Origin of the sequence: Marinobacter sediminum, from assembly GCF_023657445.1 — a bacterium.
In the GTDB taxonomy this organism is placed as follows: domain Bacteria; phylum Pseudomonadota; class Gammaproteobacteria; order Pseudomonadales; family Oleiphilaceae; genus Marinobacter; species Marinobacter sediminum_A.
Window position 1 is genome coordinate 1626077 of record NZ_JAGTWY010000001.1, and the last position, 15433, is coordinate 1641509.

General features: G+C 56.3%; 11 protein-coding genes. 3 read left to right on the plus strand and 8 right to left on the minus strand.

The window, feature by feature from the left end; genetic code table 11:
* Position 1 precedes the first annotated feature (1 nt).
* From hisC to purU, 5 genes are all read right to left on the minus strand, one after another.
* Entirely contained in the window at positions 2-1129 is a 1128-nt protein-coding gene (gene hisC, locus KFJ24_RS07720) for a histidinol-phosphate transaminase (protein WP_250830489.1), read from the minus strand.
* Between the two features lie 23 nt (positions 1130-1152).
* On the minus strand, positions 1153-2250 hold the full coding sequence (gene pheA, locus KFJ24_RS07725; protein ID WP_250830490.1) for a prephenate dehydratase: 1098 nt from the start codon (positions 2248-2250) through the stop codon (positions 1153-1155).
* 2 nt (positions 2251-2252) lie between these two features.
* Complete coding sequence (gene serC, locus KFJ24_RS07730; RefSeq protein ID WP_250830491.1) at positions 2253-3335, minus strand: 3-phosphoserine/phosphohydroxythreonine transaminase; 1083 nt, start codon at positions 3333-3335, stop codon at positions 2253-2255.
* Positions 3336-3385: 50 nt separating this feature from the next.
* Positions 3386-6019 (minus strand): DNA gyrase subunit A, encoded by a 2634-nt coding sequence (gyrA, locus tag KFJ24_RS07735; protein WP_250830492.1) that lies wholly within the window; start codon positions 6017-6019, stop codon positions 3386-3388.
* 126 nt (positions 6020-6145) lie between these two features.
* Positions 6146-7000, minus strand: a complete 855-nt coding sequence (gene purU, locus KFJ24_RS07740) for a formyltetrahydrofolate deformylase (RefSeq protein ID WP_250830493.1) — start codon at positions 6998-7000, stop codon at positions 6146-6148.
* Positions 7001-7143: 143 nt separating this feature from the next.
* Here purU and ggt point away from each other — a divergent pair, with 143 nt between their 5' ends.
* Genes ggt through ftsH form a run of 3 tightly spaced genes read left to right on the plus strand, consistent with a single transcriptional unit; the run spans position 7144 to position 11101 of the window.
* Positions 7144-8907, plus strand: a complete 1764-nt coding sequence (gene ggt / locus KFJ24_RS07745; RefSeq protein ID WP_250830494.1) for a gamma-glutamyltransferase — start codon at positions 7144-7146, stop codon at positions 8905-8907.
* Positions 8908-8948: 41 nt separating this feature from the next.
* Positions 8949-9197 carry a YkoF family thiamine/hydroxymethylpyrimidine-binding protein gene (locus KFJ24_RS07750; protein ID WP_250830495.1) on the plus strand — a complete coding sequence of 83 codons (249 nt, stop codon included), beginning with the start codon at positions 8949-8951 and terminating at the stop codon, positions 9195-9197.
* Positions 9194-11101, plus strand: coding sequence for an ATP-dependent zinc metalloprotease FtsH (gene ftsH, locus KFJ24_RS07755; RefSeq protein ID WP_250830496.1), 1908 nt, complete (start codon positions 9194-9196; stop codon positions 11099-11101). Before KFJ24_RS07750 ends, ftsH begins: the two co-directional genes overlap by 4 nt.
* A gap of 21 nt (positions 11102-11122) precedes the next feature.
* Here the strand turns inward: ftsH and KFJ24_RS07760 are convergent, their stop codons facing one another.
* From KFJ24_RS07760 to KFJ24_RS07770, 3 genes are read right to left on the minus strand one after another with little or no spacing between them, the layout of a single operon-like run.
* A complete protein-coding gene (locus KFJ24_RS07760; protein ID WP_250830497.1) occupies positions 11123-11848 on the minus strand; it encodes a ZIP family metal transporter in 726 nt (241 codons plus the stop codon).
* Positions 11849-11892: 44 nt separating this feature from the next.
* Entirely contained in the window at positions 11893-12756 is an 864-nt protein-coding gene (locus KFJ24_RS07765) for a universal stress protein (RefSeq protein ID WP_250830498.1), read from the minus strand.
* A complete protein-coding gene (locus tag KFJ24_RS07770) occupies positions 12749-15151 on the minus strand; it encodes a Lon protease family protein (RefSeq protein WP_250830499.1) in 2403 nt (800 codons plus the stop codon). The genes KFJ24_RS07765 and KFJ24_RS07770 overlap by 8 nt, the downstream gene beginning before the upstream one ends.
* Between the last annotated feature and the right edge of the window lie 282 nt (positions 15152-15433).

Consider the following 15433-nt stretch of genomic DNA (forward strand, 5'->3'; position numbering starts at 1 on the left):
GTCAGACTCCCTGCCCCGCCACGGATTCCAGCGATTGGCTCAACGCCTCAACAAGCCGCTCGTTCTCTTCCGGCAAACCGACCGACACCCTCAAGTGCTGCGGCATACCGTAACCCGCGACCGGACGCACGATCACGCCGTGGGATAGCAGCGCCTGATAGATCTCCTGCGCTTTCTCTCCCACATCGACCGCAATAAAATTCCCTGCAGATGGAATATAGGATAGGCCCATGGCGTCAAACGCCTGCTCCAGCTGACGAATACCGGCCGTATTAACCTCACGGGAGCGTTCAAGGTAAGCCTCATCACCCAAAACCGCGGTTGCCGCTGCCAAAGCAATGGTGTCCACGTTAAATGGCTGACGCACGCGGTTCAATATATCTGCAATGGCCGGGGAGCTGATGCTATAGCCCACACGCAGTGCTGCCAGCCCCCACGCCTTGGAGAAAGTCCGACTGACAATCAGGTTGGGAAAACGGGAAAGCAGCTTGATGCCATCAGGATATTGTTCGCCCTGAAGGTATTCACAATAGGCTTCATCAAGCACCACCAGCACATTGGCGGGGACCTTCTCCAGAAAAGCCTCAATCGCAGGGGCTTCATGAACCGTTCCTGTCGGGTTATTGGGGTTGGCAACGAAAATCAGGCGTGTGCGGTCGGTAACCGAAGCCGCCATGGCGTCCAGATCATGCCCCCAGTCTTGCGCCGGCACCGACACACCTCTGGCGCCGATAGCCTGGGTAACGATCGGATAGACGGCAAACGCATACTGGGAAAAAATAACCTCGGAATCGCTATCGGCAAAACACCGGGCGATCACTTCCAGCACATCGTTGGAGCCATTACCCAGGGTTATCTGGCTCATTTCAACACCTAAGCGGGCAGCCAACGCCTGCTTGAGCTCGAATCCGTTGCCGTCGGGATAGAGGCAGAACTCTGACAGAGCCTGCTTTGCCGCCGACAGCGCTTTATCGCTGGGGCCAAGCGGATTCTCATTGCTGGCAAGCTTGATGATCTCCGCCGGGTTCAGCCCCAGCTCGCGTGCCAGCTCATCAATCGGTTTGCCTGGCTGGTAAGGAGACAGTGCCTGAACCCCTTTTACCGCCAGGCCCTGATAATCAATCGCCATAGCCATTCCTCGACAACCTGTTCTTAAAGAACGCCGATCGGATACGAACCCAGTCGTTTGAGTTCTACCGCCTCGTCATCCACTTCTGCCAGCAACTTGCTCACCCGTTCGTCTTCCATGTGCCCCTCAAAATCGATGTAGAACACATAGGCCCAGGTGCCACTCGGGGATGGACGGGTTTCAATGCGGGTCAGACTGATGCCATGGCTATGGAACGGTTCAAGAAGCTGGTATAACGCGCCGGGCTTGTTGCGCATGGAGACCAGAATCGAGGATTTATCTTGACCGCTGGCCGGCACTTCTTCCCGACCAATAATAAGGAATCGGGTGGTATTGTCCGGTCTGTCCTCAATACTGTTGGCAAGCTTTTCCAAACCATAGAGTTCGGCAGCCATATCGCCAGCAATGGCAGCCGTACCCGGCTCTTCAGCAGCGCGCCGAGCCGCTTCTGCGTTGCTGGACACGGTTACCCGCTCAATACCGTAACGATGGGTATCCAGCCACTGCCGGCACTGGGCAAAGGATTGCTGGTGAGAGTAGATCCGGGTAATTTCCTGGTCCTTGTTTTTCGGGGATACCAGCAGATGATGATGAATGCGCAGCTGAACCTCACCACAGATTTTCAGCGGCGACGACATGAACATATCCAGGGTATGGTTAATCATGCCCTCGGTGGAGTTCTCGACCGGCACCACACCGTAATGAGCTGCACCAGATTCCACTTCCCGGAACACGGCATCGATAGCGGGAAGCGGCACGCTGACAACAGAGTGGCCAAAATGCTTCAGGGCAGCGGCCTGGGTAAACGTCCCAACCGGACCCAGGAAGGCAATATGCATCGGCTTTTCCAGAGCCAGGCAGGCGGACATGATTTCGCGAAATAGCCGCGCCATTTCCTCGCCTGAGAGCGGTCCCGGATTTGCGTCCTTGATACGCCGCAACACCTGCGCTTCCCGCTCTGGACGATAGAAGAATACGTCTTGCCCGGGGTTGGCACCCATTTTGACGTGAGCCACTTCCTGGGCACAGCGGGCGCGGGCGCTGATCAGGTTCATGATCTCTTGATCAAGCTGATCGATTTCATCACGGAGTTCGCCCAGGCGAACCTGTTCGTCACTCATGATCAGCCACGCTCCTTCGCAAATTCTTTCATATACTGAATCAGGGCATCGACTCCGGCTTCAGGCATGGCATTGTAGATGCTTGCACGCATACCACCGACAGAACGGTGCCCCTTGAGATTGAGCAACCTGCGGGCGTCCGCGCCCTTGAGGAAATCAGCGTTCAGCGCATCATCGGCAAGAGTGAACGGTATATTCATCCAGGACCGGAAACGGGGATCGATCGGGTTGGCGTAAAAATCATTGGTATCAATGAAATCGTAAAGCTTTTTAGCCTTGCGGTGGTTAATCTCTCCCATGGCTTTTACCCCACCCTGGGCCTTCAGCCACTTGAACACCAGCCCCGCCAGATACCAGGAATAGGTAGCGGGCGTGTTGTACATAGAGTCGTTATCCGCGATCACCTGGTAATTCATCATTGTCGGAGTCTCCTTTCGGGCCATGCCCAGGAGGTCCTTCCGAATAATCACCACAACCAGACCGGATGGCCCGATGTTCTTCTGCGCGCCCGCGTAAATCAGACCAAACCTTGAGGTATCCACCGGGCGTGACAGCATGGTCGAAGACATGTCGGCCACGAGCGGCACATCACCACTGTCCGGAACAAAATCGTACTCCAGACCACCAATGGTTTCGTTTGGCGTGTAATGCAGATAGGCCGCATCGGCACTGGTTTGCCAGCTGGCCTGATCCGGAATGGTGGCAAAGCCGCTGTCTTCTGAACTCGCCGCCACGTTGATGTCGCCGTAACGCCTGGCTTCAGCAATCGCTTTCTTGGACCAGATTCCGGTGTTCACATAATCCGCGGAGGTCTTGTTGCCCAACAGATTAAGCGGAATGGTAGAGAACTGGCTTGAAGCGCCACCCTGCATGAAAAGTACCGCATAGTCATCGGATACGCCGGCCAATTCACGCAGATCTTTCTCGGCAGTTTCGGCAATCTGTACAAACTCATCACTGCGATGGCTCATTTCCATCACGGACATGCCGGTACCGTGCCAGTCCAGCATCTCATCACGTGCCTGCTGCAGCACGGTTTCCGGCAAGGTTGCCGGGCCTGCACAAAAGTTAAACGCCCTGCTCATGATCCTGTGATCTCTCAAGTCTTACTGATTCGGTCTGTGGCAGTGCCGGCTTATTCCTCGCCGGCACCTTCTTCAGAGCTGCCTTCAGTGCTGTTCTCATCCGAAGTTCCGGCTTCCTCACCGTCGACCTCAGCACCGTCGATATCTTCAGCGTCGGTCTCGGCAATCCGCTCCACGCCCACCAGGCGTTCGTCTTCCTGGCTCAGCTTGATCAGACGCACACCCTGCGTGTTCCGGCTCAGGACAGACACTTCGTCCGTACGGGTACGCACCAGCGTGCCCTTGTCGGAAATCAGCATCATCTCGTCACCATCGAACAACTGCAGCGCAGTGACCAGGTTGCCGTTACGCTCGGAACATTGCATGGCAATAACGCCCTGGCTGCCCCGGCCGTACGTGGGGAATTCCTCGAAGGTAGTCCGTTTACCGTAGCCATTCTCACTGGCCGTCAGGATTACCCCATCTTCCTGGGGAATAATCAGGGAGACAACGTGATGCCCTCCAGCCATCTTGATGCCGCGAACGCCGCGAGCGGTCCGGCTCATCGGGCGTACAGCTTCCTCATTGAAGCGCACGGCCTTGCCTGCGGTGGAGAACAGCATAATTTCCGCGTCGCCCTTGGTGATAGCGGCACCAATCAGGGTATCCCCTTCATCCAGGGACAGGGCGATCAAACCGCTGCTGCGCGGACGCGAGAAATTCGGCAGAGGCGTCTTCTTGACCACACCATTGAAGGTCGCCATCAGCACGAACTGGTCTTCGGGGTAGTCACGCACTGGCAGGAAGGTCGTAATACGCTCGCCTTCGTCCAGCGGCAGGATATTCACCATCGGTCGACCGCGCGAAGCACGGCTGGCCCTTGGGATCTCGAACACCCGCAACCAGTAAACCTTGCCACGGTTGGAGAAGCACAGAATGGTGTCGTGGGAGTTGGCCACCAGCAGCTTCTCAACGAAATCTTCATCTTTCATCGACGTAGCTGCCTTGCCCCGGCCACCACGACGCTGGGACTGGTAATCCTCAACGGCCTGCGTTTTGGCGTAACCACTGTGGGAAATAGTCACCACCAGGTCTTCTTCATCAATCAGGTCGGCAATCGTCAGATCGCGCTGTGAGCTGGTAATTTCGGTAAGACGATCGTCGCCGAACTCGTTTACCACGGCCTCCAGCTCTTCACGGATCACCTGCATCAGACGATCCGGATCCGCCAGAATTTCAAGCAGTCCGGCAATCTTCTCCAGAATTTCCTTGTACTCGTTCTGGAGCTTTTCGGTTTCCAGACCGGTCAGACGATGCAGGCGCATATCCAGAATGGCCTGGGTCTGCTCCGGAGACAGGTAGTAAAGACCTTCACGCAGGCCGAAGATTTCCGGCAGATCGTCCGGACGACAGGCGTCTTCACCTGCACGTTCCAGCATGGCCAGGACATCGCCAGGGCCCCAGCCTTTCGACATCAGCTTTTCTTTGGCCTCCACCGAGCTCGGGGATGCCTTGATCAGCTCAATCATTTCATCAATATTGGCCAGCGCAACCGTCAGGCCTTCAAGAATATGGCCACGCTCACGAGCCTTACGCAGCTCGAAAATGGTCCTGCGTGTCACCACTTCACGGCGATGGCGTACGAACGCGTCCAGCATTTCCTTGAGGTTCAGCGTCTTCGGCTCGCCGTTGATCAGCGCAACCATGTTAATGCCGAATACTGTTTGCAGCTGAGTGTGGGCAAACAGGTTGTTGACCACCACTTCCGGATTTTCACCACGGCGCAGCTCAATCACCACCCGGATGCCTTCCTTGTTCGACTCATCCCGCAGCTCGGTGATGCCTTCCAGGCGCTTTTCCTTCACCAGCTCAGCGATCTTCTCGATCAGGCGCGCCTTGTTCAGCTGATACGGCAGCTCATTGATAATGATGGCATCGCGGTTGGTCTTGTTGTCGTGCTCAATCTCATGACGGGCACGAACATAAATGCGGCCACGACCCGTGCGGTAAGCTTCAACGATGCCAGCGCGACCGTTGATGATGCCCTCGGTCGGGAAATCCGGGCCGGGAATGAATTCCATCAACTCGTCAATGGACAGGTCCGGGTTGTCGATCAGCGCCAGACACCCGCTCACGACTTCCCTCAGGTTGTGTGGGGGAATATTGGTAGCCATACCCACGGCAATACCGGAAGACCCGTTCACCAGAAGGTTGGGAACCCGGGTCGGCAGTACCTCAGGAATACGCTCGGTGCCGTCGTAGTTATCGACGAAATCCACCGTTTCCTTCTCAAGATCCGCCAGCAAGGAGTGGGCAATCTTCTCCATGCGAATTTCGGTATAACGCATGGCCGCCGCGTTATCACCGTCGATGGAACCAAAGTTACCCTGGCCATCCACAAGCGGGTAGCGCAGGGAGAACGGCTGGGCCATACGAACGATGGTGTCGTAGACCGCAGAATCACCGTGCGGGTGATATTTACCGATAACGTCACCCACCACACGGGCGGATTTCTTGTAGGCCTTGTTCCAGTCGTTATTCAACTCGGACATGGCGAACAGAACACGGCGGTGTACCGGCTTGAGGCCGTCCCTCACATCTGGCAGCGCCCGGCCGACGATGACGCTCATGGCGTAGTCGAGATAGGACTGTTTAAGCTCGTCTTCAATATTTACCGGCAGGATCTCTTTGGCTAACTCACCCATCGAGAAAGGTTCCTTTGCGTTATCTGGAAGTCGTGTCAGGACCTTTTCGGGGCCCCGTAGTTATTCTTCAATAAGCCGCGAAGTCTACCACAATCGCACCCTCATCGGGGCAACTGTGAGGCAGCCTTAATCAAAAACCACTGTCTTGTTTTCGTAGGTGATCACCCGGTCTTCGATATGGGAACGCAGGCCACGGGCCAGCACATTCTTTTCCACATCTTTCCCGAGGCGAACCATGTCTTCAATGGAGTCCCTATGGGTGATCCGGATCACGTCCTGCTCAATAATCGGACCTTCGTCCAGATCCTGAGTAACGTAATGACAAGTGGCCCCAATCAGCTTCACGCCACGGCTGTAGGCCTGGTGGTATGGACGGGCCCCAGCAAACGATGGCAGGAAGCTGTGATGGATATTAATAACCTTGCCCGCGTATTTACCACACAACCCGGAAGGCAGGATCTGCATATACCGGGCAAGCACGACCACATCGGCATCGTACTGCCTGAACAGGTCGTCTATGTGGGCAAAGGCTTCATCTTTATTTTCCTTGCTCACCGGCACGTGGTGATATGGAATCTCGTGCCACTCCACCATGCGACGCAGATCGTCGTGGTTGGAAATCACCGCCACAATCTCGGCGTTGATCTCTTTGCTGTGCCAGCGATAAAGCAGGTCTGCCACGCAATGGGATTCCTTGCTGCACATCAGGATGACTTTCTTCGGCTGGGCCGAATCCGCAATGTGCCAGTTCATGTTGAATTCACGGGCAATAGGCTCGAACGCCGCGCGGAACTGGTCCAGACCGAAAGGAATCGAGCTGGCCTTGATTTCGTGACGCATGAAGAACCAGCCGGTCTGGGTGTCCGAATGGTGGCTCGCCTCAGTAATCCAGCCGTTGTAGGTGGACAGAAAATTACTCACCTTGGCGACAATTCCAACCCTGTCGGGGCAGGAAATCACAAGACGATAGGTATGCTCCATGAAAGCCTTTCCTTAACTCAAATCCGGGCAAGCAGGTGCGAAGTAGACCCCCTGGCGATATTCCCGTCAGGTAAACGGTACGCACCTATGAAAATGACCGGCTATCATAGCCTATCTGAACGCCAGAAACGAGGAACAGAAACATGGACAACTACCTGCACCGGCAAATCGGAAAACCGGGTCTCTGGAGGCGCTCAGGCCGCTTCTGCGTCATAGCACTGATTTTCGCTTTTGCCGGCATCCCCCAGGCTTTCGGCCAGGCCATCCTGGAAGGCGAGCGCTTCCACCCGGCTGTCGCAAACCAGGGCATGGTGGCGACCAGCCACACCCTGGCGACAGAGGTCGCGCTCAAGGTCCTGAAGGACGGCGGCAATGCCATAGATGCCGCTGTTACTGCGGGTTTTGCGCTCGCGGTGACCCAGCCTCGCTCCGGCAATATTGGCGGTGGCGGTTTCATGCTCATTTCAAAGGGCGACGGCAGTGACCCGGAGGCCATCGATTATCGGGAAAAAGCCCCCTCAGCAGCCTCCGAAACCATGTTTCAGGATGACCAGGGCGAGGTCGTGAAGAATCGCAGCCGCTTTACACACCTGGCGGCAGGTGTACCCGGTACGGTGGCCGGACTTGCACTGGCACTGGAGAGGCACGGCACCGTATCACTGAAACAGGCACTGTCACCGGCCATCAAGCTGGCCCGGGAAGGATTCATCGTCCCACAACGCTTCACAGAAGGGCTGGAACAAGCCCGGGACCGGCTGGAACGCTGGCCGGCTACCCGGAGCACTTTCTACAAAGACGATGGCTCTGCCTGGCAGCCCGGAGAGCGCTTCAGGCAGCCGGACCTTGCGAATACCCTCCAACGTATCTCAGACCAGGGGGTAAAAGGCTTCTATGAGGGTAAAACCGCGCAATTAATCGCGGAAGAAATGCGTCGCCATGACGGACTGATTAGTGAAGCGGATCTAAAAAACTACCGACCAGTGGTCCGCGCCCCGGTACACGGAACCTATCGCGGACACGATATCTACTCCATGTCTCCACCCTCTTCGGGCGGCACGCATATCGTTCAGATCCTGAACATTCTCGAGGGCTACCCGATTACTGAATCAGGCCATAATTCCGCGGACACCATTCACCTGATGGCCGAGGCCATGAAGCTAGCCTACGCGGACCGTTCGAAGTATCTCGGAGACACCGACTACGTAGATGTGCCCTTACAGGGCCTGACCAGCAAGGCCTACGCCAAAGAACTCCGTGAAACCATCGACCCGATGCGAGCCCGGCCGTCCGGCGAAATCAAGCCCGGACAGCCAGGCCCCTATGAAAGCCCCGAAACCACCCACTTCTCCGTTGTGGACAAATGGGGCAACGCGGTATCCAACACCTACACCATCAATTTCAGTTACGGTTCCGGCATCACCGTGCAGGGCGCCGGCTTCCTGCTCAATAATGAAATGGACGATTTCAGCGCCAAACCAGGCGTGCCCAATGCCTATGGCCTCATTGGCGGTGAAGCCAACAAGGTAGAGCCCGGAAAACGTATGCTCAGTTCCATGTCGCCGACCATCGTTCGCAAGGACGGAAAGAACTTTCTGGTCACCGGCAGCCCCGGCGGCTCACGGATTATCACGACAACCTTGCAGGTGATCATGAATGTGATCGACCATGGTATGAACATCCAGACTGCCGTCAGTGCACCACGCATCCACCACCAATGGCTGCCAGATGAAATCCGTATTGAACAGGGAATCAGCCCGGATACCGTTCAAATGCTGGAAAAAAGGGGACACAAAGTGGTGAGCCGTTCGGCGATGGGTGCGATTCAGAGTATTATGATTGGAGAGAACGGCACTGTTTCAGGTGGCGCAGATCCGAGGCGCAGCACTTCCTCGGCAATGGGTTACTGACAAGGGCTGTGAATACAGGGAACGGACAACCGGAGGCATTTATGTATCTGTCAGTGCAATTGAGCTGTTACCCGCTCAATGAGGATTACAAGCAGGCGATCTGGGACCTGATCGCCCGCCTGGAGGAAACCGGGCTCGAAGTCTATCCCGGGCGCATGAGCACCGAGATCTTCGGTGAATACGACGAGGTGATGAAGGTACTTTCAGACACCATGAAGTGGTCCTTTGAGACCTATGGGAAAGCCGTCTTCGTGGCGAAAATCATGGAGGGTGACCGGAGACCGAAATGACAGCACCTACCAACCCCCAGGATCAGAAGCCCACGGGCAACCAGCAGCCGGCAATCCCCAGCCAGTATTCATTCCTCTGGCTCAGTGCCGCCATTTTCCTGATGGTGCTCTGGATCCAGGACAGTGGACAGCCAAGGCTTCATGAACTCGCCTACTCAGAGTTCAAGACCGCCGTTGCCAACGATCAGGTGAAAGAAGTCACCCTGAAAGAAGAAACCATCAATGGCCTGTTCAGCGACAGCGGCGCGGCCTCTTTCAGTTCCGACGACGCCTCGGGAGTCACTAGTCCGGCATTTCACACCATTCGTCCTCCCATGGAAGATGCCTCACTGCTGGACCTTCTTGAAGACCGCCAGGTAACCATCAGGGCAACGCCGTCCGGACTACCCTGGTGGCAAGAGATGATTCGGGGCTTCCTGCCCTGGATTTTGCTGCTGGCGCTGATGTTCTGGTTCTGGGGTGCCGCTCAGAAGCGTATGACCCAGGGCGGAGGACCGTTCGATTTCGGAAAATCCAAGGCCCGCAGGGCGCGCAAGGAAACCTCCACCACAACACTGGATGACGTTGCCGGCATCGAGTCGGCCAAGCGGGAAATCACGGAAATCATCGATTTCCTCAAAACCCCGGAAAAATTCCGGGCCCTGGGCGCTGTCATGCCCAAGGGCATCCTCCTGGTCGGCCCGCCGGGTACCGGCAAGACCCTTTTGGCCAGAGCCATTGCCGGCGAGGCGGAGGTGCCTTTCTTCAGTATCAGCGCGTCTGAATTCATTGAAATGTTCGTCGGTGTCGGTGCATCCCGGGTCCGCGATATGTTTCAGAATGCGCGAAAAGAGGCCCCGGCACTCATTTTTATCGATGAACTGGATGCCATCGGTCGCTCACGTGGCGCCGGCCTCGGCGGTGGGCACGACGAACGGGAGCAGACCCTGAACCAGATCCTGACGGAGATGGATGGTTTTGAAGCTTACGAGAACATCCTTGTGCTGGCTGCAACCAACCGGCCGGACGTGCTCGACAGCGCCCTGCTCCGCCCCGGCCGTTTTGATCGAAAGATCACTCTCGGCCTCCCGCATAAAGAGGCCCGGGAAGCCATTCTGAAGGTACATGTGCGCAAGGTGCCTCTGGGGGCAGATGTAAACCTTGAGCAGCTCGCTGCCCGCACCATCGGTTTTTCCGGTGCCGACCTGAAAAACCTGGTGAATGAATCAGCGCTGACGGCTGCCCGCGAAAACCTCCAGGAGGTCAATGCCCACTGCTTTGATGTGGCCAGGGACCGGATCATTCTGGGCGAGGAAAGTGATGCCCACCTGAACCCGGAGGAACGGGAAGCAGTGGCCTACCATGAATGCGGGCACGCCATCATGGCGTACTACCTGCCAAAGGCTGACCCGCTCACCAAAATCACCATTATTCCCCACGGTATGGCAATGGGCGTCACGGAACAGACGCCGAGGGAAGACCGCTATAATTATACCGAAAGCTACCTGAAGGACCGCATCAAGGTGATGCTTGGCGGCCGGTCGGCTGAGAAACTCATCTATGGCGAGGTCAGCACCGGTGCCCAGAACGATCTCAAGGAAGCTACCACGCTGATTCGCCGCATGATTGGCCAATGGGGCATGAGCGAAAAGATCGGCCCTCTTGGTCTGACCATTGGTGAAGAGCACGTCTTTCTTGGCCGCGAAATGGGCTTGCCCAGGGAATTCAGTGAGAAGATGGCAGAACTGATCGACGGCGAAATCCAGTCACAGCTTCTGGCGCTGGAGAAGGCTACCATCGACTTCCTGAGTGAACACCGTGACCAGCTTAAAGCTCTCACAAAGGCAGTCCTGAAACAGGAAACCCTGTCATCCGAAGAAATAGAAGAGGTCCTGCGGAAGGAGGACGCCCGGAAGATTGCCTGACCGCCTATGCAGCAAGGGTGCTCAGACGTGGGTAACCAGGTCGTGGCTGAACAATGCCAGACAGAACCCGATAACTGCGCCCAGTGGCGGCCCCCAGTGCCGGTCAAGCCGGCCCTGGGGAGCGATATCCTGAAAAATCAGATAAAGAATGCCGCCCGATGCCACCAACATGATGATACCAAGAATAAATTGATGCCCGGACAGGAAGAAATAGCCCAGGAGCCCTGCCAGGGGTCCCGCCAGAACGAGACTACCCATGAACACCAGGGTTTTGCGCGACGTATAGCCCGGACGCTCCCGTAACTCACGGTAAGCATTGAAACCCTCCGGCAGGTTCTGCAAGGCAATCAGCAACGCGAGTAACGATGCGATTCCCGGGTTAACCACGACCAGTCCCCCGAGCGCCGCGGCTTCCGGCACGAAATCAAGCATCAGGCCCATCAACTGCGGCGATTCCCGCCGCCGTAACCCGAGTATTCGCTCCACTGCAAAGAAAAGAATCCCACCGGCCACGATGGCTGGAATGGCCAACAACGAATCGCCAACGGCTTCCTGCCCTTGGGGCACCAGAACAACCACAACAGCGCCAAGAAGAATCCCGCCCCCAAAGGCGATCAGGAAATGCCGGAACTCCTGTTCCAGCCAGTTAGGACTTATCCGCTCTACGCTCGCCAGCAAGCCACCCAATGGGATGCAGGCACCCGCAAATACTGTCAGACCGACAATGTACAAAACATCCAGAATCATCAAAACCGCCTGGGATCAAAACTAAGCAGGAGGCACCTGTAATATCAGGGCGTCACCGTAACAGGGAGACTGAGCGCCGCTAGAAATGGTTCTGCACCCGGTTCCGCGAGGAGCGTCGATTCCCGACTGATCACCAGTTGGGAGGCACCCTCTTCCCGCAAGACCCGGGCAACCGTACCAGGGTCTCTATCAGGCACCATCCGCAACCGCGTGCCTGCCCCGAGTATATCCAGATCACGCTTGATGGCTTCAAGCCGCTCAGGGGCCGGCTTGCCGTCAGCACCCAGAAGAATCGTAACTGGCTGGTGATAATACCGTGAGATCTCCGCAGCAGCCAATGCGGCCCGATGATTTGCCTCATCATGGTCATTCAGAAAAACGACCACCCGGTCTTTCGAAAGCAGCTCATGTTCACACCACAGCAACACCCGCCCCGGTGACTGCCGAATCAGCCCCCGAGCAGTAGAACCCAGGCGACTACCAGACGAGGAAGACCAACCGGCACGGCCTAGCACCAGGAGATCTTCCGGGCCAGTGAGCGCCAGCACCTCATCAATCACACGACCACGCGCGATACTGAGCGCCTGCCTGCCTCCGCTGTGCTTAACTGCGCGGGCCAGGGCGGCACGCGCCCGTTCAGCCACGCCCCGCATGCGCTGCTCAAGGATTTCCTGATCAAAAGGACGGCTAATCCCGGACGCCGAGCCAACCTCCCTGGAAAAGCCATACCCGGCACTGCGCACCAGGTTTAACTCCTCAACGAACACACCCAGAACGTCGGCTCCACGTTTTCCGGCGATATCTGCAGCGGCCTCCAGGGCCGCATAGCTCATCCGCGAACCGTCAATCAGGACCAGGACACGTCCACGACCGTTAATGGATTCTTCAGCCCTGGCGGGATCAGTCACGGCCCTTGTCTCCGTTACTGTCACTGTTTCCTCCGTTATCGTCTCGCTTCTTGCTGACTTCGGCAAACCGCGACAGGCGATCAGCCACGGCCCGGTTGAAGGATGCCTCCGGGAACTCGCCCTCGTCATTCGGGTCGCCAGCCTCCATGCCGGTCAGGAGTTCAATCACCTGATTGATATCCGAAACCGGGTAAATGCTGAAATCTCCATCGGCAATGGCCTTGCGAACATCCGCTTTCAGCATCAGGTGTTCCACATTGCTGGCCGGTAAAAGCACTCCATGACCGCGAACGATTCCAGCCTCGCGACAAACATCAAAAAAGCCTTCAATTTTTTCGTTAACACCACCGACCGCCTGCACCTCGCCATGCTGGTTCATGGAGCCGGTAACAGCGAACGTCTGGCGCAGCGGTATACGGCTGATAGCCGACAGCAGAACACACGTCTCTGCGATGGAAGCGGAATCCCCTTCTACGCCGCCGTAGGACTGCTCGAAAGCCAGACTGGCCGACAGGGACAATTCCCCATCGCCCGCATATCGGCTGGCCAGGAAGCGGGAAAGAATCATCACCGCCTTGCTGTGAATAGGGCCGCCCAGTTTGGCCTCCCGTTCAATGTCAACGACCTGCCCTTTTCCCGGCCGGGCGGTCGCCGTGATTCGTGTCGGCTGACCAAACATGGAAGCGCCGATTTTCAGCACCGACAACCCATTCACCTGCCCAACCGTTTCACCTTCGGTAGCAATTATCACGATGCCCCGGTGTATCTGTTCACGGCTTCGTTCGCGAATCCGGCTGGCCCGGTATTCCCGTTCATCAATGGCTTGCTGAATGTGGCCAACCTCCATCGTGCCGGCACCTGAACGATCCGCCCAATGATCGGCCTCGCTGATAAGGTCTCGCAGCACCCGGTCATGGGCGGTGAGTTTGCGCTGATCCGCTGCCAGCCGGCTCGCGTGTTCGATCAACCTTGCCACCGCATCCCGGCCAAGCGGCCGGCACTTCAGGTTGCGTGCCATGGTCGCAATCATGCGTGCATACAGGTCATAGCAACCATCATCCCGGTTGAGATCATCTTCGAAGTCCGCCTCAACCTTGAACAGGTCCAGAAAATCCTGATCGTAATGGGACAGCAGGTAATACAACATCCGGTCACCCAGCAGCACTACCTTGACCGACACCGGAATGGGTTCCGGCTGCAGGCTCACCGTGCTCGCCAACCCATACAGACGCTCCAGGGATTCAATACGGATCTCACCGGAAAACAGAATGCGTTTAAGGCTCTCCCATGCCAACGGCTGGGTCAGTATCCGGCGGGCATCGATAATCAGGTAACCACCATTGGCCCGGTGAACTGAACCACCCTTGATCAAGGTGAAATCGGTGTACAGTGTGCCTTGCCGGGCCCGATGCTCAATCTGGCCCGCCAGATGCTGATGGTTTGGCAGATCCTCGTAAATGACTGGCGCACCCACCGTTTCCGCGTTGTCCACCAGCAAGTTGACCTTGTAGCGACCAAGCAGGCCACTGGGCGGCCCGTTTTCGCTGTCCTGAAACGCTTCAGCGTGTTCGACCACATCCTCACGGACAGCATCGAGGTGGTCGACTACCTCGGGCAGGTGCCGCCATTTTTCCCGAAGTTCTCCAATGGGACCACCCAGGGCGAGCTGCACCATCTCTTCATTCAGCGCATGAACTCGCTCCCGGACTTCCTTTCGCAACCGCGGAATCTGCTGAATGGTCTGCTGAAGCTTCTTTTGCAGCTCTTCTACCTTGGACTCGACCAGCTCCTTCTCTTCGTCAGAAAACGTCTTGTAGTCATCCGGATCAATCACCTCGCCATCCCGCTTGGGTGCAAAGGTAAAACCAGCGGGTGTGGTAACCATGGCGATGTTATTGCGATTCGCCTCTTCCTGAATATCAAACAAGCCCTCATGCTGTCGCTTGGCCATTTCCTCCTGCAATTCCTGCAACCTTGCCTGATACTCTTCGCTCTCAAACGTCGCAGGTATGGCTGTGCGCAACTCTGACGCCAGGTCACTCATATCCTTCTTGAGCTGCTGCCCCTCCCCTGCAGGCAACTGAATTGCCCGGGGACGGTCAGAGAACTGGAAGTTGTACACGTGGCACCAGTCAAACGGCACGGGCTGCCTTGCAGCATGTTGTGACAGGAACCGCTCGACCAGCTCATGCTTACCCGCACCGGAAGGCCCAAGCACAAAAAGATTAAAGCCATCCGCCTGCATACTTGCGCCAAACTCCAGTGCCCGCAGCACACGCTCCTGACCGCAAGGAATGTCGAGATCCTCCAGAGAGTCGGTGGTATCGAAGTCCAGTTGGTCCAACGGGCACCGGTGGTATACCTGATCAACGGTCAGTGGTGCGGGTAGTGTCATCAATTCCCTCCTGATGAATGCCTGGCAGCAAATGAAACTGCGCCGGATTTACCCCAAGAATAGACCACGGGAGCGTTTTCTGGATGGGTATGGAAACCAGGCGCGTGTCATTCCGTATGGCGTGGGTGCAGTAAACGTAGAATTAGTACTTCACAAATACAAAAGAAAAACGAAATCGTTATCTATTATTTAATAAAAACACGAAATATAATAACAAACTTAATTAAATTAAATATCGATAATCAAAAATCACACTTACAATATTTTAATGAACCTTTTTAT

Excerpts from the sequence above, each read along its gene's own strand:
- hisC (WP_250830489.1), bottom strand. The coding sequence starts at position 1,129 with ATGGCGATTGATTATCAGGGCCTGGCGGTAAAAGGGGTTCAGGCACTG.
- pheA (WP_250830490.1), bottom strand. The coding sequence starts at position 2,250 with ATGAGTGACGAACAGGTTCGCCTGGGCGAACTCCGTGATGAAATCGAT.
- serC (WP_250830491.1), bottom strand. The coding sequence starts at position 3,335 with ATGAGCAGGGCGTTTAACTTTTGTGCAGGCCCGGCAACCTTGCCGGAA.
- gyrA (WP_250830492.1), bottom strand. The coding sequence starts at position 6,019 with ATGGGTGAGTTAGCCAAAGAGATCCTGCCGGTAAATATTGAAGACGAG.
- purU (WP_250830493.1), bottom strand. The coding sequence starts at position 7,000 with ATGGAGCATACCTATCGTCTTGTGATTTCCTGCCCCGACAGGGTTGGA.
- ggt (WP_250830494.1), top strand. The coding sequence starts at position 7,144 with ATGGACAACTACCTGCACCGGCAAATCGGAAAACCGGGTCTCTGGAGG.
- KFJ24_RS07750 (WP_250830495.1), top strand. The coding sequence starts at position 8,949 with ATGTATCTGTCAGTGCAATTGAGCTGTTACCCGCTCAATGAGGATTAC.
- ftsH (WP_250830496.1), top strand. The coding sequence starts at position 9,194 with ATGACAGCACCTACCAACCCCCAGGATCAGAAGCCCACGGGCAACCAG.
- KFJ24_RS07760 (WP_250830497.1), bottom strand. The coding sequence starts at position 11,848 with ATGATTCTGGATGTTTTGTACATTGTCGGTCTGACAGTATTTGCGGGT.
- KFJ24_RS07770 (WP_250830499.1), bottom strand. The coding sequence starts at position 15,151 with ATGACACTACCCGCACCACTGACCGTTGATCAGGTATACCACCGGTGC.